Here is a 21,713-nt window from a genome sequence, read left to right as displayed (position 1 = left end):
CGCCTAGCGGAGCAATGCCGCGTAGGAGCTCGGTGCTGCGGGGAGTATCAGCCGCGCCACGGTTCCCGGGACGATCACCAGCGCCAGCGCGACGCCTGTCCAGAGCACAGCGCGCCGCGACCAGCGCGCCTGCGCCCATAACAGGATCGTCGCGAGCGCGGTCGCGACCATCGGCCAGAGGTGATAGCGCAAGTCCGACGCAATGCTGAGGACGGTGAAGCTGGCCTCGAGCACTACCGCCGATGCCAGCAACGCCAGCGCGACATCGCGAAACGGCGCCGGCGGGCGACGCAGCGCGACGACGATCGCGCACACCGCCAGCGCCAGCCATGCGGCGGGCCAGCCAAGCGGGAGCTCGGCATTCCACCGCGCGAGCACTTGCCAGCGGGACGCGGCGGGCCCGGGGCTGTGCAAGCCGATCGGATTGGCTTCGCTCGCACCCGGGGGCACCGCGCTCGGCCAGCCTGCCGGGACGATCCACCGTTCGGTCGAATTGAGGTGGCCGAGCCGGTGCGTCGCATAAGCGAGCGGATGCCGCACGATCGCTTCGACGAGCAACCGGTACAACGGCCCAGCGGTCAGACCATGCAGGCGCTCGAGCGTCGGGCCGCAGCGGTCGGCGGTTCCCAGCGGGTCCCAGAAGAACGGCTTGGCGCAATGTCGCGCGAGCACTGCGCGCGCCTCGGCTTGGGTCAGCCCGATGGCATGCGCCGGATCCTGCGCCGCGATCGCCGACAGGTCATAAAAGGCCTCGGTCCGCTCGACACCACTCGCGGTCGCTCGAAGAACGCCGTGGTTGATCGCCTGGGCGAGCCCCAGCACAGCGACGATGCCCGACAGCGTCAATACCGCCCGCGCCCACCAGCGCGTCGGCCCGAACAGCATCACGACGAGCGGCACGGTTGCGAACACCGCGTTCGAGCGAACCAACGTCGCGTAGGCCAGCAAGACAATCGCCGCCACGCCGGCAAGGACCGGCAGCCGCGCCCCCCGCAACCGCCACCAGCCAAAGATCCCCGCCGCAGCGAGCATCGCGCCGAGCATCTGCGTGTCCTTGAGCACCACGCCTTGCCAGCCGAGAAACAGCGGCAGCCCCGCGATGCACAGCACGGCGACCGCCGCATGGCGCCGTTCTTCGCGCGCGAGCGTCGCGGCAATTGCCCCGAACCCCGCCCAATAGAGCACCATCTGCAGCACGAGCATCGGCGCCGCGCCGCCGCCAACCAGCCCGTGCAGCGCATGCCACAGCCCCGCCATGATCGGTGGATGCCAATCCTCGAAGTGCCCGGCGAGCGCCTGCCCGAATTGCGCGATGCCGTCGTAGGTCACGATGCCCGGCCAGAAGAGCGCAAGCGACCCAAGCAGCAGCAGCAAAGTCGCCCCGCCGATCCTCGCGGCCGCCGCGCGCTCGGTGCGAGGCGGCGTGGACCTTGGCTCGGTTGCGCGCGTCATGAGGGGGGGCATGACGCGCCGCAGCATAAGTGTAAAGCGCCGACTGGCTGCCCTCGCCCCCCCGTTGCGGGGCATTTCCTTGGCTTAGATGTGGATCGCGCGGCCGTACGCGCCGAGCACGCTCTCGTGCATCATCTCGCTGAGCGTCGGATGCGCGAACACCGTTTCCATCAGCTCGGCCTCGGTCGTCTCGAGCTGGCGCGCGACGACATAGCCCTGGATCAGCTCGGTGACTTCGGCGCCGACCATGTGCGCGCCGAGCAGCTCGCCGGTCTTGGCGTCGAACACCGTCTTGACGAAGCCCTCGGCCTCGCCGAGCGCGATCGCCTTGCCGTTGCCGATGAACGGGAACTTGCCGACCTTGAGCTCGTAACCGGCTTCCTTGGCCTTCGCCTCGGTCAGGCCGACGCTTGCGACCTGCGGGCGCGAATAGGTGCAGCCCGGGATGTTCCACTTTTCGAACGGGTGCGGGTTGAGCCCCGCGATCGCCTCGACGCAGACGACGCCCTCATGGCTCGCCTTGTGCGCGAGCCACGGCGCGCCGGTCACGTCGCCGATCGCATAGATGCCCTCGACATTGGTGCGCGCATAGCCGTCGACGTCGATGTGGCCGCGGTCGGTCTTGATGCCGAGCGCCTCGATCCCGATATTTTCGGTATTGGGCACGATACCGATCGCGACGATCGCATGGCTGAACTCCTCGGTCGTGATCGTGCCGTCCTTGCCCTTGATCTTGGCGGTCACGCCCTTGGCGTTCGGCGTCAGCGCCTCGAGACCGGTGCCGACGAGCAGCTTGATCCCCTGCTTGGTGAGCGCCTTGTCCATGAACGCGCTGACTTCCTCGTCCTCGACGGGGAGGATGCGCGGCAGCATCTCGACGATCGTCACATCGGCGCCCATGTCGTTGTAGAAGCTCGCGAATTCGACGCCGATCGCACCCGATCCGATGACCAGCAGCTTGGTCGGCATTTCGGGCGGAACCATCGCATGGCGATACGTCCAGATCCGCTCGCCATCGGCCTTGGCAAACGGCAGGTCGCGCGCGCGCGCGCCGGTGCCGATGATGATGTGCTTGGCTTCGAGCTCGGTCGTCTTGTCGCCCTGCTTGACCGACAGCTTACCCTTGGCGGTGATCGCGCCGAAGCCCTCGTACACCGTGACCTTGTTCTTCTTCATCAGCCCCTTGACGCCGGCATTGAGCTGCCCCGCCACCTTGCGGCTGCGCTCGACCACCTTGTTGAGGTCGAAGGAGACGTTGTCGGCCTTGAGCCCGTAGCTCTCGGCATTCTGCATGTAGTGATAGATTTCGGAGGTCCGCAGCAGCGCCTTGGTCGGGATGCAGCCCCAGTTGAGGCAGATGCCGCCCAGGCGCTCGCGCTCGACGATCGCGGTCTTGAGACCGAGCTGCGCCGCGCGGATCGCGGCGACATAGCCGCCGGGGCCCGAACCGAGGATGATGAGGTCAAATTGGTCAGCCAAGGGAGGATTCCTCTATCACTAGCGGGCGCGGCCGGTCGTCCTCGCCCATCGAAACAAGAATATAGGTGCCGCGTGCGGCGCGTTGCGTGGCGGGACGGTGCCGGTCGCGCCGCCACACATCGACCGCAACGGTCATCGAGCTGCGCCCGGTCTTGACGATCTCGGCATGGAACGAGACTTCGTCGCCGATCTCGACAGGTGCAGTGAAGCTGAACCCGTCCGCCGCGACGACGGGGGCGCGCCCGCCGCAATGGCGCGAGGCGACCGAACCGGCGGCAAGCGCCATCTGGCCCATCAGCCAGCCGACAAAGATCTTGCCGTACGGGTTGGCGTCGCACGCCATCGCGGTCGCGCGGATCGCCGGTGCGGTCGTCGGGGGCAGATCGGTCATGCCGCGGCGATCAGTCGCGAAGCGCCGGATCGTGGCGGTTGCGGTCGGCACGCCACGCCATGCGCAGCGGCCGAACCCCCATGAAGACGATCACCGCCATCATGCCGAACGCCACTTCCCAGATCGGGCTCGCGGCATGCGGCAGCGCCCAGACCGCGCCATAGGCGATCACCGCCGCCCCGATCACGCCGGCGGCGATGTGCAGCAGCTCGATCAGGGTCCGGCGGCCGATCATCAGGCCAGCATCGACAGCGGCGATTCGACCAGCGCCTTGAACGCCTGCATCAGCTGCGCGCCGTCAGCGCCGTCGATCGCGCGATGGTCGAAGCTGCCCGTTGCCGACATCACCGTCGCCACGCCGAGCGCGTCGTCGATGATGTACGGGCGCTTCTCGCCCGCGCCGATCGCCATGATCATGCCCTGCGGCGGGTTGATCACCGCTTCGAACTGCTTGATCCCGAACATGCCCATGTTGCTGAGCGACGCGGTGCCGCCCTGATATTCCTGGGGCTTGAGCTTGTTGTCGCGCGCGCGCGCGGCGAGATCCTTCATCTCGGTCGAGATCGTCGCGACGCCCTTGGTGTCGGCGCCGCTGATGATCGGCGTGATCAGCCCCGACGGGGTCGACACCGCGACCGAGATATCGGCGCGGCTGAAGCTGATCAGCTGGTCGGGGGTGAACATCACGTTGCACTTCGGCACCTGGATCAAGCTTGCGGCGAGCGCCTTGATCAGCAGGTCGTTGACCGACAGCTTCACGCCGCGGCCCTCGAGGCCCTTGTTCATCTCGGCGCGCAGCTTGAGCAGCGCGTCGAGACGGATGTCGACCGTGAGATAGATGTGCGGAACCGTCTGCTTCGATTCGGTCAGGCGGCGCGCGATCGTCTTGCGCACGTTGCTGAGCTTTTCCGCGGTGTGCGGGATGTCGGGGATCGCAGCGGGCTTGGCGGCGGCGACAGGTGCCGGGGCGGCGGTTTCCGCAGCGGGTGCGCTAGCAGCAGCAGCCGGCGCATGGCCCGACTTTGCCCCCTCGAGATCGGCGCGGACGATCCGGCCGTTCGGGCCCGAGCCCTGCAGCGTCGCAAGATCGATGCTCTTCTCGGCCGCGATGCGGCGCGCGAGCGGGCTCGCCTTGACGCGATCGCCGTCCTGGCGGGCGACCGGAGCCGATTTGGGCGCAGCGCCGCCTGCCGGATTGCCGTGATCCTCGGCCTGTTCGGGCGTGCGCTCGACGGGCTTGGCTTCGCTGCCGGTCTTGTTGGGGTCGACCGGCGACGGCTTTGGCTCGGATTCCTTCGCGGCGGGCGCAGGCGTCGTGTCGCCAGCGCTCTCGCCCTCGGCGAGCAGCGTCGCGATCACAGTGCCGACCTTCACGTTGTCGGTCCCCTCGGCGACGAGGATCTTTCCGATCGTGCCTTCGTCGACGGCTTCGAATTCCATCGTCGCCTTGTCGGTTTCGATCTCGGCCATCAGGTCGCCCGACTTGACGGTATCGCCTTCCTTGACCAGCCACTTCGCCAGCGTGCCTTCCTCCATCGTTGGAGAAAGAGCGGGCATCTTGATTTCGACCGGCATCAACGCGTCCTCATCTAACCGAATCCGTAGGGGTCGTCTCTCGCGCCCGGCGCGCGGATGGTCAAGGCCATGGCTTGCACGATGCGCTACTTAGCCCCACCTATCGCTCACAATATCGCTGCGGGGGGAGAGCGAGCGCCATGCGGACCTATCTGGTCGTGATCGACGAGACACAAGAAAGCAGCATCGCATTGCGCTTCGCGGCGCGGCGCGCGGTCAAGACGGGGGGCGGGGTCGAGATCCTTGCGCTAATCCCGCCGACCGAATTCACCGCATTTGCCGGCATCCAGGCGACGATCGAGGAAGAAGCGCGCCAGCACGCGGAGGGCCTCGTCACCGCGGCGGCGGGCACCTTGCTGCAGGAATCGGGGCTCAAGCCGGCTCTGACAGTGCGGCAAGGTGAAGGCCCGAAGGTAATCCGCGACATGATCGCCGCAAATCCCGACATCGCCGCGCTCGTGCTCGCCGCAGCGGCAAGCGGGGTGCCAGGGCCCTTGGTCGCGCATTTCGCAGGCGCCGACGCGGCCTTGCCGATCCCGCTGATGATCATCCCCGGCTCGCTCGACCGCGAAGCGATCGACCGGCTGAGCTGAAGTCTGCTCCCCTCCCTTGCAGGGAGGGGAGGCAACTTGCCTCGCTCCCCAAACCTCGCCACGATGCGGCGATGCGCACCCTTCCCACCGCCGCCGCGATCCTTGCGATTCTTGCCACACCCGCCGTCGCCAAGGACGCAGCGCACCCCGCGCCCGACCCGGCGCGTCTCAAGGCGACGGTCGAGAAACTCGTCAGCTTCGGCACGCGCCACACGCTGTCGTCGCCCGACGATCCGGTGCGCGGGATCGGCGCGGCGCGGACATGGACGGGTGGCGAACTCACGCGCATCGCCGATGGCTGCAACGGCTGCATCACCGTCGCCAATATCGCGCGGACCTTCACCAACGCGCGCGCTCCCAATGGCGTCAACGTCGTCGATGTGCTCGGCTTCCAGCAAGGGCTCGATCCCAAGCGCGTGATCATCGTCGGCGCGCATATCGACAGCCGGATCAGCGACGGCATGGATGCGACGCACGACGCGCCCGGCGCGAACGACGACGCATCGGGGGTTGCGCTCGTGCTCGAGGCGGCGCGGATCCTGTCGAAGGAAAAATTCCGCGCGACGATCGTCTATGCGGTGTTCTCGGGCGAGGAACAGGGCCTGTTCGGCGGCACGCTGCTCGCGGAAACCGCCAAGGCGCGCGGCTGGACCGTTTCGGCGATGCTCAACAACGATATCGTCGGCAATACGATGGGGCAGAACGGCGTCCGCGTCGCCGACCGCGTCCGCGTCTTTTCCGAAGGCATTCGCGCGATCGAGGATGTCCCCGCGCAACTCGCGCGGCGCGGCAATGGCGGCGAAGACGACGGCCCCTCGCGCAGCCTCGCCAAGACGATCGACGGTGTCGCCGGCACGATCCCCGGCGGGCTCGACGTGTTCGTCGACCGCCGGCCCGACCGCTTCGGGCGGGGCGGCGATCACGAGCCGTTCCTCAAGCTCGGCTATCCGGCGGTACGCTTCTCGGTCGGCGCCGAGAATTGGACGCAGCAGCACCAGGACGTGCGCGTCGAGAACGGTATCCCGTATGGCGACACGGTCGACAAGATGGACTTCCCGTATCTCGCCAAGGTCACTGCGATCAACATCGCGACGATCCGCCGCCTCGCCGCCGCCCCCGCCGCACCCGACGGCGTCACGGTCGCGGGGGCGCTGAGCTTCGACACGACGGTGAAGTGGCAGCCGGTCCCCGGCGCCAGCACGTACCGCGTCCACTGGCGCCGCAACGACACGCAGGACTGGCAGACGTCACGCGACGTGCCCGCCGGCGCGACGAGCACGGTGCTCAAGGATATCAGCGTCGACGATCACTTCGTCGGCGTGAGCGCTGTCGCGGCGGACGGGTCGGAAAGCGTGGTGAGCTTTGCCGGACCCGAGCCGCGCGCGAAGTAGCGGCCGGTCAGCTTCCGAGGACGGGCTGTTCGACCGGGCGGCATACGGGCTTGCGCCGCACCGGACGGTAATAGCGCTTGCGCGGGGCGGCGCGATAGACGTGCCGTTCGCGGACGGTTTCGACATATTCGGTCGTCGTCGTGGTGACGATCGGGGCCGACTGTATCGTCACGACCGTGGTGGTCGCGCCCGGATAGGCATAACCGCCGCCGTAGCTCGTGGCGTATCCGCCGCCATACCCAGAAGAGGTCGAATAGGTCGTGACGTTGCCGTTCTGGACGATCGGCGGCAGCGGCGCGGGGTAGCGCTGCGGCGGGTAGGATCGGCCGTAGCCACCCGCCTGATCGTAGCCGCCATCGTCATAGCCGCCGTCCCAGTCCAGACCATTGACCGAATCATAGACCCGACCGCGCGAGTCGAGCAGCACGGCGTCGTCATAATAGCGATACCAGCCATAGCCCGCGGGCGGAGCCGACAGACCGTAACCGGCAAAGTCGCCGATGAAGAAGTTCGGCGAAGACCAATACCGCGGCAGGCGATAGCCGCGTGACGGCTGGCGATAGGCGTTCCACCCGCCCGGTGCGTTGGTGCCGCCCTGCCAATGGCCGCCCGTGCCGCCGCCCCAGCGTTGCCGATCGGGCCGGTTTACGGGTCGCGTGCCGTTGTACGACGGGTGCGGTACGTTCATCGGCGGCCGCTGCATTTGCTGCTGCGGCTGCGGTTGCATCTGCATTGGCGCGGGCGGCGCTGGCATCGCGCCGTTGGGCATCGGGTACGGCGCCCCCGGAACAGCCCCACCACGGACGCGCTGCGCATCTGCCTGCCCCGCGCCAAACGCAGTGACCAGCGTCAGTGTGGCCAATATCAAGGGTCGCATCGTCAAGCCTCCGGAACCGCGCCGCACACAGAGTGTGTACGAAGTGTTAACCCGTCAGCTACCATTTCGCTCACTGCGATTCTAGATTAACGGCTGTCCCGTTTCGGATCAGCTCGCGATGCGCGGCGCGAGCAGCGCCATCAGCGCTTCGCAGCCCGCGGCATCGGACGCATCGAAGCGCGCCGCGCTCGGGCTGTCGAGATCGAGCACGCCGATCAGCCGCCCGTCATGGACGATCGGCACGACCAGTTCGGAGCGACTCGCCGCATCGCACGCTATGTGGCCGGGAAAGGCGTGGACGTCCTCGACCAGCTGCGTCGTACGCGTCTGTGCGGCCACGCCGCACAAACCGTCGCCGATCGCGATGCGGATGCACGCCGGCTTGCCGAGGAACGGGCCGACGACGAGCGTGTCGTCGAGCAGCCGATAGAAACCCGCCCAGTTGAGATCGGGCAGATATTGCCAGATCAACGCGGCGGCATTCGCCATATTGGCGACGGCGTCGGGTTCGCCATCGGTCAGCGCATCGAGCGCCGAATGGAGGTCGCGGTAGAGCTCGGTCTTCGAGCTTTGGTCGATCGTGAAGTCGTACATGCCCTGCCCCTACCGCGTTCGCACCGCATGTGAAAGCGCGCCTGCATGATCGACCGCGCCACGCTTATCTTTTAGGAGTGCGCGATGGCCGCCATCCCGATCACCCGCTCGATCAGCATCGACAGCGACGAACTCCAGGAATCGTTCACCCGCGCCGGTGGCCCGGGGGGCCAGCACGTCAACACCACCGACAGCGCGGTGCTGCTGCGCTTCGACGTCGGCGCCTCGCCGTCTCTGCCCGATGCGGTCAAGAACCGGCTCGCTGTGCTGGCGGGATCGCGGCTGACGCGCGACGGCGTGCTGGTGCTGCGCAGCGAAGGCGCACGCTCGCAACTCCTCAACCGCCAGGAAGTCCGCGAACGCCTCGTCGCGATGATCCGCGAGGCGACGATCGTCCCAAAGCGCCGCCGCCCGACCAAGCCGTCGAAGGCCGCCAAAGCGAAGCGGCTCGACGGCAAGACCAAGCGATCGAGCGTCAAGTCGCTCCGCGGCAAGGTGACCGACTAGAGATCGCGCAAAGCGCTCGCGGGCCGCGCGCGCAGCGCCGGGAGGCTTCCCGCCAGCCCGGCCCCGAGCGTCAGCGCGACGGCGGCGCCGAGCGTCATCGCGATCACATCCCAGCGCGGCGCCCAGCCGATCTTGAACACTTGCGTGACGACATACCAGCCCGCCGCCGATCCCATCGCCAGCGCCACCACGACGAGGACGAGCGACAGGATCGCATATTCGAGCGCCTGGGCGCCGAGCACCTGCCGGCGACTGCCGCCGAGCAGCTTGAGGATCACCGCATCGTAGCGCCGCGTCGCGCCCGAAGCCGCGACCGCGCCGATCAGCACCGCGATGCCGGCCGCGACCGTCACCGCGGCCGCCGCGCGGATCGCGAGCGCGATCTGGCCGAGGATCGCGCTGACCTGTCCGATCACGTCGCCGACGCGGATCAGCGTGACCGAGGGCAGGGCCGTCGCGACCTGGCGGGCGATCGCGCCGTCGCTTGCCGGGGCGGCATAGACGCTCGCGAGCAGGCCGTGCGGCGCTTCCTCGATATAACCGGGCGAGAAGACGATCGCGAAATTGAGGCCGAGCCCGCCCCAGTCGATCTTGCGCAGCGCCGCGATCTTTGCGGGCACATCGACGCCGAGCACCGAAACGGTAATCGTGTCGCCGATCTTCAGCCCGAGCGAAGCGGCGGCCTTGTCCTCGAGCGATACCAGCGGCGGCCCGCGATAGTCGGCGGGCCACCACCGCCCGGCGACGACGGCATTGCGCGGCGGCAGCCGAGCCGCCCAGGTGATCGTCCGGTCGCCGCGCAACACCCACGCATCGGCCGGCAGCGTCTTGATCGCGCTCACCGGCACCCCGCGCAGCGCGACGATCGATCCGCGGAGCGACGGCAGCGCCTCGATCGTCGCACTCGGTGCCGCGCTGCGGACGGCGCGCGTGAACGTCGCGGCATCGTCGGGCTGCAAATCGATCGCGAAGAAACGCGGCGCCTTGGCGGGCGCGGCGTTGCGCAGCTCGGCGCCAAGGCTCGAATCGATCACCGCGAGCGCGACGAACAGCGAGAAGCCGAGCCCGAGCGCGACGACGAGCCGGTCGGTCTGGGCGCCGGGGCGGTGCAAATTGGCGATCGCCAGCCGCAGCAGCGGACGGCGCGCACGCGGCAGCCGCGCCGCGATCGCGCGGATCGCGACACCGCAACCCCACAATAGCGCGATCAACGCGAGGATCGCGCCGACGAAGCCCAAGGCCAGCCAGCGATCCGACGCCGTCGCGACCGCGAGCGCGATCAGCGCCATGATCAAAACGATCATCCCGCCAAACACGCCGAGGCTCGGCCAGCGCCGCGCCGACAGCGTATCGCGCAGCAGCGTCGCCGCCGGGACCGAGCGCGCGCGTGCCAGCGCGGGAAGCGCGAAGAGCAGTGCGACCAACACCGATAGGCTCGCTGCGGTCAGCAAGGGCACCGGATACACGCCGAGCCGCGGCGGCACCGGCAACGCCGAACCGGCAAAGGCCGTGACGATCCACGGCAGCGCCGCACCGACGACGAGCCCTGCCCCGATCCCGACCGCCGCGACGACGCCGAGCTGTGCCAGGAAGATCGCCGCGATCGTCCGCGACCGCGCTCCCAGCACCTTCAGCGTCGCGATGATCTTCGCCTTGCCGGCAAGGTACGCGGCCACGCCGCTGCCGACGCCAACCCCGGCAATCGCCAGCGCGGCAAGCCCGACGAGCAGCAGGAATTGCCCGAGCTGCGCGATCCCGCGCCGGAAACCGCCCGCCGCCTGGTCGCTCAGCTTCGCAGACCAGCCCGCGCCGCGAAACTGGCGGAGCACGGCATCGCGAGCAGCCGGCGCCCGTCCGGGCTGCGCGAGCACGATACGGTAATGGCTTTCGTACAAGCTGCCGGGCTGGAGCAGCGCCGTCGCGTCGAGCCCGGCGAAATCGACCAGCACCGGCGGCCCCAGCGCGAAGCCAGCCCCGAGCCGGTCGGGTTCGTTCGCGATCAGGCCAATGACGCGGAGCCGCGCCCGACCGAGCGAGAGTGTATCGCCAGGCTTAACGCCGAGCCGATCGGCCAGCGCGGGCGCAATCGCGATCTCGCGCCCATGCGGCCGCTCGGCGAGCGCCCCCGGCGCAAGGCGGAAGCGCCCGAGCAACGGCCAGGCGGCATCGGTCGCGCGCAGATCGACCAGCACCGGGGCACCGCCTACGCTCGCCATCCCGCGCAGCGAGAGCGTCTCCGAGACGCGTCCGATCCGCGCGAACGCGGCGAGCTCGTCGACGCTTGCGCGGCGCTGCGAGACGTTGAACTCGACGTCACCGCCGAGGATCTGCCGCGCATCGACATCGAGGGCGGCGATCATGCTCGCCGCCAGGCTGCCGATCCCGGCGAGCCCAGCCGTCCCGAGGAACAGGCAAATCGCGAGCAACAGCAACCCGCGCCCGCCCCGGCGCAAATCACGCAGCGCCAGCCGCCAGACGAGCGTCACGCGCTACGCCGATCGCCGACGATCCGCCCGTCGCCAAGCTCGATCACGCGGGCACAGCGCGCCGCCAGCCCCGGATCGTGGGTGATGATAAACAACGTCGTCCCGCTCGCCGCATGCCGCGCGAAGAGCAAGTCCATGATCGAGGCGCCCGTCGTCGTGTCGAGATTACCGGTCGGCTCGTCGGCAAAGATCAGCGCAGGGCGCCCGACCAGCGCGCGCGCGATCGCGACGCGTTGCTGCTCGCCGCCCGACAGTTGCGCCGGATAATGGCCGATCCGGCGGCCGAGCCCGACCGCCGCGAGTTCGGATGTAGCGCGTGCGAAGGCATCGCCCTCCCCGGTCAGTTCGAGCGGCACCGCGACGTTTTCGAGCGCGGTCATCGTCGGGAGCAAGTGGAAGGCCTGCAGCACGATCCCGATCCGTCCACGCCGCGCGACCGCGAGCGCATCCTCGTCGAGCGTCGTGAAATCGAGCCCGGCGACCGACACGGTCCCGCCGGTCGGGCGCTCGAGCCCGGCCAGCACCGCCATCAGCGACGATTTCCCCGATCCCGACGGCCCGAGCAAGGCGACGCTTTCGCCCGCAGCGACATCGAGATCGACCCCGCGCAGGATCTCGACGCTGGCGGGCGGACGCCCGAGGACAAGCGAAACATTGCGCGCGGCGATCAACGCGCTATCGACGGTGGATGGCATCATCGGTCTTCCTTGGGCGATATCGCTGGCAACGGCAAATCGTCGCCAGCGGTCTCGCGTTGCTTTCGGTCGTCATTCCGTTCGGGGCCACCGCCTCGCCCAAGGCGCCGCTGATCTGGGCGTTCGGCGACAGCCTCACCGCGGGCTATGGCCTGCCCCCCGAAGCGGGCTTCACCACCAAGCTGCAAGCCGCGCTGCGACGCGCCGGGATTGCGGCGACGGTTCGCAACGGCGGGGTCGCCGGCGACACTGCGGCACAGGCGCGTGCGCGGCTGCGCTGGGGGTTGCGCGGGCTCGGCGCGACGCCCGATCTGGTGATCGTCGAGCTCGGCGCGAACGACATGCTGCGCGGGCTTCCCGTCGCGCAGGCGAAGGCGAACCTCGACGCGATCCTTACCGAATTGCAGGCGCGCCACATCCCCGTGCTGCTCGCCGGCATGCGCGCGGCGCCCAACCTCGGGCCCGACTATGTCAGCGCGTTCGACGGCGTGTATCCAGCCCTTGCCAAGGCCCATGCGATCCCGCGCTACCCCTTCTTCCTCGACGGCGTCGCCGGGAACCCCCGGCTGATTCAGGCCGATGGCCTTCACCCCAACGCCCGCGGCGTCGACATCATCGTCGGCCGCTTGCTGCCCAGCGTGCGCAGCGCGCTTGCGCGGGGTGCCCGGCAATGAACCTCGACGACCAGTTCCTGCGCTATTTCGGCAGCAGTGACCTTGCGGCCGTCACGCCTGCCGCGCTTCAGGCCGGGATCGAACATATGCGCGTCGATTTCGGGCTCGAGCAGGACCGCGATCGGCGCTTCGGCCTGTGGACGCTGCTCCACATGCTCGGCGCGGCACCCGATCTCGACGTAGCGTTCACCTCGAGCGCGGACCAGGCGGCGGCGCGACGCTTCATCGAGCTGACCGAGCAGCACGACGACTGAGCGCGCAACGCCGCCGGGCGGGTCAGTCGGCGACGTCGATCGCATGCGTCACGATGATCTCGGGCCGCGCCGTCGCGATATCGCGCGCGGCGAGACCGAGTGCCTTGAAATGGTCCGATGCCATATGCTGCTGCACGGCGGCGTCATCGACGTAGAGCTCGTTGAACACGAAGCGCTGCGCGCCCTCGGTCTCGCGCCACAATTCGTAGTGAAGCACACCGGGCTCGGCGCGCGATGCGGCGACGCAGGTGCGTGCGGCGGCAATGAAATCCTCTTCCGAACCAGGCTTGACGGTGATGAAGGCGACGATCTTGACGGCCATGAAATTCACTCCTGTTTCGTGAGCCCAGACCTGGGGTCTCGCGCGCGGCAAAGCAAGCGATGCGCAGGGTGAGGCCGGGAAACAATGGAACCCGCGCCATCTCGGGTCATTGGACGGTCGTGCCCCGCTGCCCGGGGGTTAGGAATCCCGTCATGCGCCGTCTTCTCCCGCTCCTCCTGGTCGCGACCGCCTCATCGGCGATGGCGCAAGAGGCGGCACCGTCCCAGCCCGCGCCAGTGACGATCCCGCTCGGCGCCAATCTCGAGAGCTTCGCCTATCCCTTCCCGGTCCGCTGGTACGAGACGCAGTCGCAAGGCGCGCCCGTTCGGATGGCGTATCTCGATGTCGCGCCGACCTCGGCGGCGAACGGCAAGACGGTCGTGCTGCTCCACGGCAAGAACTTCTGCTCAGCGACATGGCAGGACACGATCGTCGACTTGGCGGCGCACGGCTACCGCGTCCTCGCGCCCGACCAGATCGGCTTCTGCAAATCGTCGAAGCCGACCGGCTATCAGTACAGTTTCGCCGCGCTCGCGACGCTGACGCAAGCGCTGCTCGACCAGGCCGGCGCGGGCAAGGTGCTGCTCGTCGGGCATTCGACCGGCGGCGTACTCGCGGTGCGCTTCGCCTTGCTCTACCCGCAGCGAGTCGAGCGGCTCGTGCTCGTCAATCCGCTCGGCCTCAACGACACGCTGGCGCAAGGCGTGCCCTATACCGAGCTTGGCGCGCTGCGGCAGGAAGAGGCGAAAACGAACGCCGCGTCGATCAAGGCGTATCAGCAGCGCACCTATTATCACGGCGAATGGCGCCCGGCGTATGACCGTTGGGTCGCCATGCTGGCGGGCCAATATGCCGGCCCCGACGGCGAGCGCGTGCGCGACGCGCAGGCGCGGCTGTCGGATATGCTCGAAACGCAGCCCGTCGCGGCCGAACTCGACCGCGTCGCCGCGCCGGTGTCGCTCATCATCGGCCAGCGCGACGTGACCGCGTTTCGCGCCAACACCGCGCCGGTCGCCGTCAGAGCGCACGTCCAGACGGTGCCGCAAGCGGCCGAAGTCGCGGTCCGTCGCTTCCGCGATGCCAGGATCGTCCGGATCGCGGGCGCCGGTCATGCGCCGCACGTCGAGGATCCAGCAGGCTTCGCGCCGCTGTTGCGCGCCGAACTTGCGCGCCCGTGACTCCTGAAACGGCCGAAACGTGACGATAATTTCACGCGACAGCGTGCAACCAGAACGGCAAGGCCCGTGTTTCCAGATCCTCTACAAAGGACATTGTGTATGCGTATCGTTTCGCTCATTGCCGTTTCCGCCGCCCTCGCCTCGGCCTCGCCGGTGCTTGCCAAGGGCTGCATCCGCGGTGCTGCCGCCGGCGGTGTTGCGGGCCATTTCGTCGGAAAGGGCCACGCCGTGATGGGCGCCGTCGCAGGCTGCGCGATCGCACACCACCACTACGCCAAGCAGGCGCGCGCGCAAAAGGCTGCCGCGCGCGCACAGCACTGAGCGACTATCCGACCACGCCCGACGGGCGCTATTTCGTCGTGCGCGGGCGGCTCTGGCGCAAGAGCAATCCCGCGCTCGACGCAGCGACACGGACGGCGCTGGTCGGGGATTTGATGGACGCACGCCGCGCCGTCGGCGCGGCGCTGCGGGCCAAGGACAAGACCGCGGAACAGACCGCACGCGCCGCGGTCAATACGGCCAAACACGCGCTCGGCGAACGCGGCCCGGTCTGGTGGGATGACGCCGCGCCCGATTATACGCGCCACATGGCGCGCACCACGCCCTACGCCGATTGGTTCGCGGGTCTCAGCTAGCGCGGCGTTTGCGCACGGGCGCGTCGGCAAGTTCGATCCAGACCGGCGCGTGATCGCTCGTCTTCTCCCACCCGCGCACGTCGCGATCGACTTGCGCATCGACCAGGCGACCGGCGAGCGCAGGGCTCAGCAGCAAGTGATCGATCCGCAACCCCGCATCGCGCGCATAGGCGTTCCGGAAATAGTCCCAGAAGGTGTAGATCGTCGCATCGGGGTGAATCGTGCGCAGCGCGTCGGTCCACCCCTGCCCCACCAGCCGTGCGAACGCTGCGCGGATTTCGGGCGCGAACAGCGCATCGTCGATCCAGCGCTCGGGCTTGTAGACGTCGCGCTCGGTCGGCATCACGTTGAAATCGCCAGCCAGCAGCACCGGCAGACCGGACTCGAGCAAATCCGCGGCATGCGCGATCAGCGCGTCGAACCAGCGCAGCTTGTACTCGAATTTCGGCCCAGGCCGCGGGTTGCCGTTGGGCAGGTACAAGCCGCCGATCAGCACCCCGTTGACCGCCGCCTCGAGATAGCGACTTTGCGCAGGGTCGGGATCGTCGGGCAAACCCCGCCGCGTCTCGTGGATCTCACCGACGCGACTGAGCAACGCGACGCCGTTCCAGCTCTTCTGTCCATGCCAGATCGCGTCATAGCCAAGATCGCGGATCGCGGCCTCGGGGAACTTGTCGTGCGGTGCTTTCAGTTCCTGCAGCACCACGACGTCGGGGGCACTCTCGGCGAGCCAGCGCAACAGCACGGGCAAGCGGCCGTTGACCCCGTTGACGTTGTACGTCGCAATCTTCACGCAGCTTCGCTGGCCGGGCGGTCGCTTGCCGGCGCGAGCGCCTTTACGACCATCGCGTTGACATCGACGCGCGCCTTTAGCCGCGCGGCGAGCAAGGCGGTGCCGCTGATCTTGCGCTGGACGAACAGCGTGTCGATCGGCGGGAGGTGCCACGTGTCGCGGTCGGCGGCCATCGCCATCCCCTGATCGCGCAAGACGCCGACGAATGCGCGGTCACCGAAGTCGAACGGGCCCGAGCGGTTGAGCTCGACAAGGATCACGTCGATCATCCGATCGACCAGCGCGCCGTGCCGCGCGACCGCTGCATCCCCCAGGAACCCGGCACCGACCGCGGCGTCGCGCACCGCCGCACGGTCGCCCGAAAACCCGGCTTCCAGCAGCCGCCGATAGCCGTCTGCCGTCTCCGGCGCGACCGGGCGGGTCGCGCCGAAATCCAGCAGCACGAGCTTTCCGGTCGCGGGCTGATAGCGATAATTGGCAAAGTTCGGATCGGTCTGCATCAGGCCGAACTCGAACATTTCGCGCAGCACCAGCGCCATCAGCGACTCCATCGCCGCATCGCGCACGCTCTGCTCAGCATCGACGAGCGATTCGATCGCCACGCCCTCGACAAAGCTCATCGCGAGGACGTCCGAACCGCTGAATTCGCGGTCGAGCACCGGCACGACATAGGCGGGATCATCCGCCAGCAACGCACCGAAGCGCTCGAGCTGCTCACCTTCGCGGACGTAATCCGCCTCTTCGTGGAGTTGCCGCTTCGCCTCGGCGAGCAGCGGCGCGATGTCGATCGACTTGGGCAGCGCGCCGGACACGCGCAGCAGCGTCGCGACATTGTCGACATCCGAATCGATACTGTCGCGGACGCCGGGATATTGCACCTTGATCGCCAGATCGCGCCCGTCGGGGGTTCGCGCGCGGTGGACCTGGCCGATCGACGCCGCGGCGAGCGGCCCGGCATCGAAGCGCGCGAACCGGCGCCGCCAATCCTTGCCCCAATCGCGCGCGAGCACTTGCTGCAGCTGCGCCGGCGGCATGTGATGCGCATTGTTGCGCAGCCGCGCGAGGATCTGCGACAGCTCGGGCGGGAGGAAATCGCCCGAGTCCATCGAGATCATTTGCCCCAGCTTCATCGCCGCGCCGCGCAGGTGCGACAGCTGATCGGCGACGCGCCCGATATTGGCGGGGGTGAGCAGCAAGTCGCTCATCTTCGGCCGCTGGCCATCGGCGATCCGACGCGCGCCTTCCGCCAGCACGCCGCCCGCGACCCCGCCGGCCAATCGCCCGAACACCCCGAGCCGCGCGATGCGCCCGCTGGGAACGGATTTTCCGCGAGAATCGCGATCGTCGGTCATGCAGACGCCTTCACCAAAATCGGCTGCCCGGCACGCCCTTGAACGGCCCGGCAAAGGCGGAGGTGATCCACCCGCCATAAAAACCCCCCGGCTGCGGCACGACGGTCTCGCCATTCACGCTGCAGCGATCGAACGGCGCGGCGTAGAAGGCGACATGATCCTTCAGCAGCGCAAAGGGGCGGGTCGGGCTCGGATAGCTCCAGCCGACGCTTGACAGCGTCTCGCCGTCGAGCACGACGTCCCAATACGTCGCCGCGCCCTTCCATTCGCAGAACGAACTGCCAGCACCGCGGCGCAACGCGCTTTCCAGAATATCGGCGCGCGGGATGTAATAGCTCGGCGGATGGCTCGTCTCGAGCGTGCGAATGCTTGCGCGCGTATCGGCGAGCACGACGCCGCGATGCTCGATCACGATCCGCGCCGAACTCGGCTCGGCGATCGCGGGCCGCGGGAACGACCAGACGCTTTCCTGGCCGGGCGCTGGTGGAATCGGTTCGGGTGTCATCGGCGGTCCCATCCCAAAGCGAGGCGCTGCAACCGAGGGCGGACCCGCAGAAACAGACGATAGGCGTGTTCGAGCATCGCCAATATGTGGCGATTGCGCGCCACCAATCCAAGCGGCCGCAGCACCGGAATCGCGCGCCACATCGCGGCGAACGCCGCGGCGCCCGACAGGATCTGGCCGTCTTCGCGCGCATGGAAGCGCGCCAGCAGATCGGCGCGGTCGATCGGACAAGCGGCGGGCGCATCGCCCGAGATGTCGATGAAGTCGATACGCTGCGCCCGGTCCAGCCGCCGTATCCCGGCGATCTCGCGCCGACACAGCGGGCAACCGCCGTCAAACCAGACAGTGACGCGCTTCGATCCAAGGGGGGCTTCACGGTTCATGCGATTGCCTAACGCCGGAGTGCAGCGTTCGGATGCACCCGGACGCGGGCGCGGGCAATGCGTCCGTTGCGATGCGATCGACACCGTGCTGATGGAAACGCACCAGTCGCGGTTGACCCCGATCATGTCACTGCCGCTTGCTCCGGCCGCGCGCGCATCGCATGGAACGACGATGACCAACTGTTGCGGCACCGCCCTCTCGACCCCGCGCCTGCGCGCACTGATCCTTCTCGCCCTTGCAGCGATGCCGAGCGTGGCGCTCGCGCAGGAACCTGCGCAGGGCGATCCGTCACAGGGCACCGGGCCGCTCCCAAACAATGTCGCGCCAAGTCCGACGCCGATCTGCACCGACCGCCCGACGCGCGCGAGCGTCGCGTGCACCGTACCCGCCGGCGCCTTTCAGCTCGAAACCGATTTCATCGACTGGACGCGCGAGACGCTCGACGGCGTTCGCACCGATACGATCCTCTACACCAACCCCACGCTCAAATACGGCGTCGGGAAGCACACCGATGTCGAGGTCAACATCGCCCCGTACCAGACCGTCCGCACGCGGATGGCCGATGGCAGCGTGACGACCGACGGCGGCGTCGGCGATCTGTTCGTCCGCGCGAAGCAGCGACTGACCGCCGACAGCTCGATGACGCACGTTGCGGTGATCGGATCGGTGAAGGCGCCGACGGCCGGCTCGGTCGTCGGCAACGGCAAATGGGAGGGCAGCGTTGCGCTTCCGGTCAACATTCCCCTGCCCGCCAAGTTCACGCTGACCACCAGCCCCGAGTTCGATATCTCGGCCAACGAAGGCTCGCCCAACCAGGACCCCGTTACGGGCCATCATTTCGAGCTCGTCAACCTCATCAACCTGTCGCACCCGGTGGGCAAGAATGCGACGGTCTATGCCGAATTTTGGACCAAGGAGAGCTTCGAGCCGCGGCATAACACGCAGCAATATTCGGCCGATGTCGCGGCCTCGTATCAGCTGACCAAGACGCTTCAGCTCGATGCCGCGGCGTATATCGGGCTCAATCGCGAAACCCCGGGGCTGCAGCTGTATACCGGTCTGTCGACCCGCTTCTAGCCGCGGCTGAGCGCGACGAGGCTGCGGAGCAGTTCGTCGCGCCGGAACGGCTTGGTCAGCCGCGGCAGATCGGGCGCGATTCCTTCGCTCTCGGCATAGCCCGAGATCACCAGCACGGGCAGCGCCGGATCGCCGCGCAGCAGCCTCCGCGCGAAGTCCGATCCGGTCATTCCCGGCATCAGATGGTCGGTCACCACCAGATCAGGCGCCACACCGGCGTCGATCAGCGCCAACGCCGCCTCCGCCGAGTCCGCCTCGACTACGTCATATCCCAGCTCGCCGAGCATCGCTGCAGTGCTCAAGCGCACGAATTCCTCGTCATCGACCAGCAACGCGGTCCCGCGCGATGGCTCGAGCAATTGCGGCACTGCTGCGGGGACGAGCGGTGCCACAGCCTGCCCTTGCGGGAGCCATAATTCGACGCACGTGCCCTCCCCCGCCGTGCTGCGCAGCCGCAATGCGCCACCGAGCTGTGAGGCAAGGCCGTGGACCATCGACAGGCCGAGCCCGGTCCCCTTGCCGACCCCCTTGGTCGAAAAGAACGGCTCGACCGCGCGCGCCATCGTCTCCGCGCTCATCCCGGTGCCCGTATCGGTGACGGACAGGCAGATGTAGCGGCCCGGTGCGAGATCTCCGTCCTGCACGATCGTCTCGGGCATCGCCGCGATCCGCAGCGTTCCGCCATCGGGCATTGCGTCGCGGGCATTCACCACCAGGTTGAGCAGCGCCATCTCGAGCTGGTTCGGGTCGGCAGTGGCGGTGGGGAGGTCGTGGGGGGCCTCGACCAGTACGCGGATCTGCGGACCGATCGTGCTGGCGACGAGATCGATCATCCCGCGCACCAGCGCAGCGACGTCGACCGCAACCGCCTGCAGCGGCTGCCGCCGCGCGAAGGCGAGCAGCCGCTGGACCAGCGTCCGCGCGCGTTCGGCCGACAGCGCAGCGCCGTCGATCAAGCGCTTCTCGCGCTCGCCGCCGAGGCCCTTGCGCTGCAACAGATCGAGCGCGCCGACGATCGGTGTCAGCAGATTGTTGAAATCGTGCGCGACGCCGCCGGTCAGCTGGCCCATCGCCTCCATCTTCTGCGCTTGGCGCAACGCCTCCTGCGCGGTTGCGAGTTCGGCCTTCGCGCGCAGCCGGCCGGTCACGTCGCGCGCATGATGAAACGCGCCGATGATCCGCCCCTCGGCGTCGCGCAGCGGGGAATAGCGGATTTCCCAGCTCGGGGCTTCGATCTCTGGATTGCCGAACTGGGCTTCGGTGACGAAGGTTTCGCCGTGCAAGGCACGCGTCATCAAGGCGTGCATCGCCGCGCGCTGCTCGGGAACGAACAGTTCGAAGAACACGTCGCCGAGCTTGGTGTAGAAACCGTGGCTTCGGAAAAAGGCGTCGTTATGCGCCTGGTTGAAGGCGATGAGACTGTAGTCGGTGTCGAACGCGCAAATCGCCGTGGCGTCCGACTGGATGATGTTCTCGTGCAGCAGCAGGGCCTGGGTGCGCTCGACCACCGTCGCCGCTAGCGTCGCGTTGAGCTTGGCGAGCGCGTCACGATCCGCGCGGCGCTCGGTCACGTCCTGCACCACGCCAAGCAGCCGCACCGCGGTGCCGTTCGCATCATATTCGAATTCGGCGCGACGTTCGATCCAGCGCACTTCCTGCGTATCGGCGCGACGGATGCGATATTCGACTTGCAACGCCATCGCCTGCGAGGCTCGCACCGCGGCATTCGAGCCGATCGCGGCGTCCTCGGGCAGGATCATGTCCTCGATCCGAGTCACGTCGGTCGTTCGATCATCGGACAGGCCGAACAAATGGTAGAACTCGGCGGATCCGGTGAACGTCCCCTCCGCGAGGTCGACCGTAAAGACGCCGATGTGCCCCGCTTCCTCGGCGCGACGCAGGCTTTGCTCGGCTTGCTGAAGCGCTAGGTCGACGCGGCGCTTCGATTCGACCTCGACGACCGTCGCAGTCGTCTCGCTGGTGATGCACAGCACCCCGGTGATCGCGCCAAGATCATCGAAGACGGGCGAGAAGGAAAAGGTCCACCACGTTTCCTCGGGCTCGCCCCAGCGCGCCATCGGAACGGGATGATCGACGACGCGGAACGGCGTACCGCGCAGGGCATCGAGGAACATCGGTTCGACCGCAGCATAAGCATCGGCCCATACCACATCGAAGCGCGCGCCCATCGCCCCGTCGATGCGTGGCCCGAGGATCGGCGCATAGGCGTCGTTGAAGAAGAAGGTACGTGTCTCGCCCCACACCAGGTACATCGATTCGGGCGACGCCAGCAGCAGATGAAGCGTCGCCTTGAGCGATGTCGGCCAGCCCTCGCGCGGGCCCAGCGGATGCGCCGCCCAGTCGACGGCGTCCATCAAGTCGGCCACGCGCGAGCGCGCAGCGGTTCCGCTGCGTTCCGGCATGCCGTCTTGCGTTCCGCGTACCAACCCTACCTCCGCAAGCGGCATGCGCGCGCATGCCGGAGAATAGCGTTACCGT

The 21,713-nt window shown here is 68.1% G+C and carries 24 protein-coding genes; 9 read left to right on the top strand and 15 right to left on the bottom strand.

The features are described 5' to 3' along the window. Positions 1-3: 3 nt before the first annotated feature. The 5 genes from ACP7C5_RS06900 to ACP7C5_RS06880 form a co-directional block, all read right to left on the bottom strand. Complete coding sequence (locus ACP7C5_RS06900; protein ID WP_426263664.1) at positions 4-1,452, bottom strand: hypothetical protein; 1,449 nt, start codon at positions 1,450-1,452, stop codon at positions 4-6. Positions 1,453-1,536: 84 nt separating this feature from the next. Next, positions 1,537-2,931, bottom strand: coding sequence for a dihydrolipoyl dehydrogenase (gene lpdA / locus ACP7C5_RS06895; RefSeq protein WP_426263663.1), 1,395 nt, complete (start codon positions 2,929-2,931; stop codon positions 1,537-1,539). Further along, entirely contained in the window at positions 2,924-3,322 is a 399-nt protein-coding gene (locus ACP7C5_RS06890; RefSeq protein WP_426263662.1) for an acyl-CoA thioesterase, read from the bottom strand. The genes lpdA and ACP7C5_RS06890 overlap by 8 nt, the downstream gene beginning before the upstream one ends. A gap of 10 nt (positions 3,323-3,332) precedes the next feature. Next, complete coding sequence (locus ACP7C5_RS06885) at positions 3,333-3,557, bottom strand: hypothetical protein (RefSeq protein WP_133188314.1); 225 nt, start codon at positions 3,555-3,557, stop codon at positions 3,333-3,335. Beyond that, positions 3,557-4,897 carry a pyruvate dehydrogenase complex dihydrolipoamide acetyltransferase gene (locus tag ACP7C5_RS06880; RefSeq protein ID WP_426263661.1) on the bottom strand — a complete coding sequence of 447 codons (1,341 nt, stop codon included), beginning with the start codon at positions 4,895-4,897 and terminating at the stop codon, positions 3,557-3,559. The genes ACP7C5_RS06885 and ACP7C5_RS06880 overlap by 1 nt, the downstream gene beginning before the upstream one ends. A gap of 140 nt (positions 4,898-5,037) precedes the next feature. On the opposite strand from ACP7C5_RS06880, the gene ACP7C5_RS06875 reads away from it, so the two are divergent. Beyond that, positions 5,038-5,490 (top strand): universal stress protein, encoded by a 453-nt coding sequence (locus tag ACP7C5_RS06875; protein WP_133188318.1) that lies wholly within the window; start codon positions 5,038-5,040, stop codon positions 5,488-5,490. Positions 5,491-5,561: 71 nt separating this feature from the next. Continuing rightward, positions 5,562-6,881: a M20/M25/M40 family metallo-hydrolase gene (locus tag ACP7C5_RS06870; protein ID WP_426263660.1), complete on the top strand. Its 1,320-nt coding sequence runs from the start codon at positions 5,562-5,564 to the stop codon at positions 6,879-6,881. 7 nt (positions 6,882-6,888) lie between these two features. Here the strand turns inward: ACP7C5_RS06870 and ACP7C5_RS06865 are convergent, their stop codons facing one another. Next, positions 6,889-7,569: an RcnB family protein gene (locus ACP7C5_RS06865; protein WP_426263659.1), complete on the bottom strand. Its 681-nt coding sequence runs from the start codon at positions 7,567-7,569 to the stop codon at positions 6,889-6,891. Between the two features lie 297 nt (positions 7,570-7,866). Then, a complete protein-coding gene (locus ACP7C5_RS06860) occupies positions 7,867-8,352 on the bottom strand; it encodes a GAF domain-containing protein (protein ID WP_426263658.1) in 486 nt (161 codons plus the stop codon). 84 nt (positions 8,353-8,436) lie between these two features. Here ACP7C5_RS06860 and arfB point away from each other — a divergent pair, with 84 nt between their 5' ends. Further along, the gene (gene arfB / locus ACP7C5_RS06855; RefSeq protein ID WP_189674758.1) at positions 8,437-8,859 is read left to right on the top strand and encodes an alternative ribosome rescue aminoacyl-tRNA hydrolase ArfB; all 423 of its coding nucleotides are present in this window, start codon (positions 8,437-8,439) and stop codon (positions 8,857-8,859) included. Here arfB and ACP7C5_RS06850 read toward each other — a convergent pair. Further along, entirely contained in the window at positions 8,856-11,345 is a 2,490-nt protein-coding gene (locus tag ACP7C5_RS06850; protein WP_426263657.1) for an ABC transporter permease, read from the bottom strand. The genes arfB and ACP7C5_RS06850 overlap by 4 nt on opposite strands. Further along, a complete protein-coding gene (locus ACP7C5_RS06845; protein WP_426263656.1) occupies positions 11,342-12,043 on the bottom strand; it encodes an ABC transporter ATP-binding protein in 702 nt (233 codons plus the stop codon). Before ACP7C5_RS06845 ends, ACP7C5_RS06850 begins: the two co-directional genes overlap by 4 nt. Here ACP7C5_RS06845 and ACP7C5_RS06840 point away from each other — a divergent pair. Beyond that, positions 12,034-12,714, top strand: a complete 681-nt coding sequence (locus tag ACP7C5_RS06840; protein WP_426263655.1) for an arylesterase — start codon at positions 12,034-12,036, stop codon at positions 12,712-12,714. The genes ACP7C5_RS06845 and ACP7C5_RS06840 overlap by 10 nt on opposite strands. Beyond that, complete coding sequence (locus ACP7C5_RS06835; protein WP_426263654.1) at positions 12,711-12,968, top strand: hypothetical protein; 258 nt, start codon at positions 12,711-12,713, stop codon at positions 12,966-12,968. The genes ACP7C5_RS06840 and ACP7C5_RS06835 overlap by 4 nt, the downstream gene beginning before the upstream one ends. Before the next feature lie 22 nt (positions 12,969-12,990). On the opposite strand, the gene ACP7C5_RS06830 is transcribed toward ACP7C5_RS06835, so the two are convergent. Next, positions 12,991-13,290, bottom strand: coding sequence for a putative quinol monooxygenase (locus ACP7C5_RS06830; protein ID WP_133188336.1), 300 nt, complete (start codon positions 13,288-13,290; stop codon positions 12,991-12,993). Between the two features lie 152 nt (positions 13,291-13,442). Here ACP7C5_RS06830 and ACP7C5_RS06825 point away from each other — a divergent pair, with 152 nt between their 5' ends. The 3 genes from ACP7C5_RS06825 (at position 13,443) to ACP7C5_RS06815 (ending at position 15,103) form a co-directional block, all read left to right on the top strand. After that, complete coding sequence (locus ACP7C5_RS06825; protein ID WP_426263653.1) at positions 13,443-14,468, top strand: alpha/beta fold hydrolase; 1,026 nt, start codon at positions 13,443-13,445, stop codon at positions 14,466-14,468. Between the two features lie 99 nt (positions 14,469-14,567). After that, the gene (locus tag ACP7C5_RS06820) at positions 14,568-14,789 is read left to right on the top strand and encodes a hypothetical protein (protein WP_133188340.1); all 222 of its coding nucleotides are present in this window, start codon (positions 14,568-14,570) and stop codon (positions 14,787-14,789) included. Between the two features lie 38 nt (positions 14,790-14,827). After that, positions 14,828-15,103 (top strand): hypothetical protein, encoded by a 276-nt coding sequence (locus ACP7C5_RS06815; RefSeq protein ID WP_426263652.1) that lies wholly within the window; start codon positions 14,828-14,830, stop codon positions 15,101-15,103. Here the strand turns inward: ACP7C5_RS06815 and xth are convergent. The 4 genes from xth to ACP7C5_RS06795 are packed head-to-tail and all read right to left on the bottom strand — an operon-like array spanning position 15,096 to position 18,136. Beyond that, positions 15,096-15,896, bottom strand: coding sequence for an exodeoxyribonuclease III (gene xth, locus ACP7C5_RS06810; protein ID WP_426263651.1), 801 nt, complete (start codon positions 15,894-15,896; stop codon positions 15,096-15,098). The two genes, ACP7C5_RS06815 and xth, sit on opposite strands and share 8 nt — an antisense overlap. Continuing rightward, positions 15,893-17,248, bottom strand: a complete 1,356-nt coding sequence (locus ACP7C5_RS06805; protein ID WP_426263650.1) for an ABC1 kinase family protein — start codon at positions 17,246-17,248, stop codon at positions 15,893-15,895. The genes xth and ACP7C5_RS06805 overlap by 4 nt, the downstream gene beginning before the upstream one ends. A gap of 10 nt (positions 17,249-17,258) precedes the next feature. Then, on the bottom strand, positions 17,259-17,753 hold the full coding sequence (locus ACP7C5_RS06800; RefSeq protein WP_426263649.1) for a DUF427 domain-containing protein: 495 nt from the start codon (positions 17,751-17,753) through the stop codon (positions 17,259-17,261). Further along, entirely contained in the window at positions 17,750-18,136 is a 387-nt protein-coding gene (locus ACP7C5_RS06795) for a thiol-disulfide oxidoreductase DCC family protein (RefSeq protein WP_426263648.1), read from the bottom strand. The genes ACP7C5_RS06800 and ACP7C5_RS06795 overlap by 4 nt, the downstream gene beginning before the upstream one ends. 172 nt (positions 18,137-18,308) lie before the next feature. Between ACP7C5_RS06795 and ACP7C5_RS06790 the strand changes: the two genes are divergently transcribed. Beyond that, a complete protein-coding gene (locus tag ACP7C5_RS06790) occupies positions 18,309-19,214 on the top strand; it encodes a transporter (protein WP_426263647.1) in 906 nt (301 codons plus the stop codon). Here ACP7C5_RS06790 and ACP7C5_RS06785 read toward each other — a convergent pair. Then, on the bottom strand, positions 19,211-21,637 hold the full coding sequence (locus ACP7C5_RS06785) for a PAS domain-containing protein (protein ID WP_426263646.1): 2,427 nt from the start codon (positions 21,635-21,637) through the stop codon (positions 19,211-19,213). The genes ACP7C5_RS06790 and ACP7C5_RS06785 overlap by 4 nt on opposite strands. Positions 21,638-21,713: the final 76 nt, after the last annotated feature.

It is taken from the genome of Sphingomonas sp. PWP1-2 (genome assembly GCF_049898305.1).
In the GTDB taxonomy this organism is placed as follows: Bacteria; Pseudomonadota; Alphaproteobacteria; order Sphingomonadales; family Sphingomonadaceae; genus Sphingomonas; species Sphingomonas glacialis.
The sequence above is the reverse complement of the archived record's forward strand: the minus strand, read 5'-3'. Positions and strand labels throughout refer to the sequence as shown.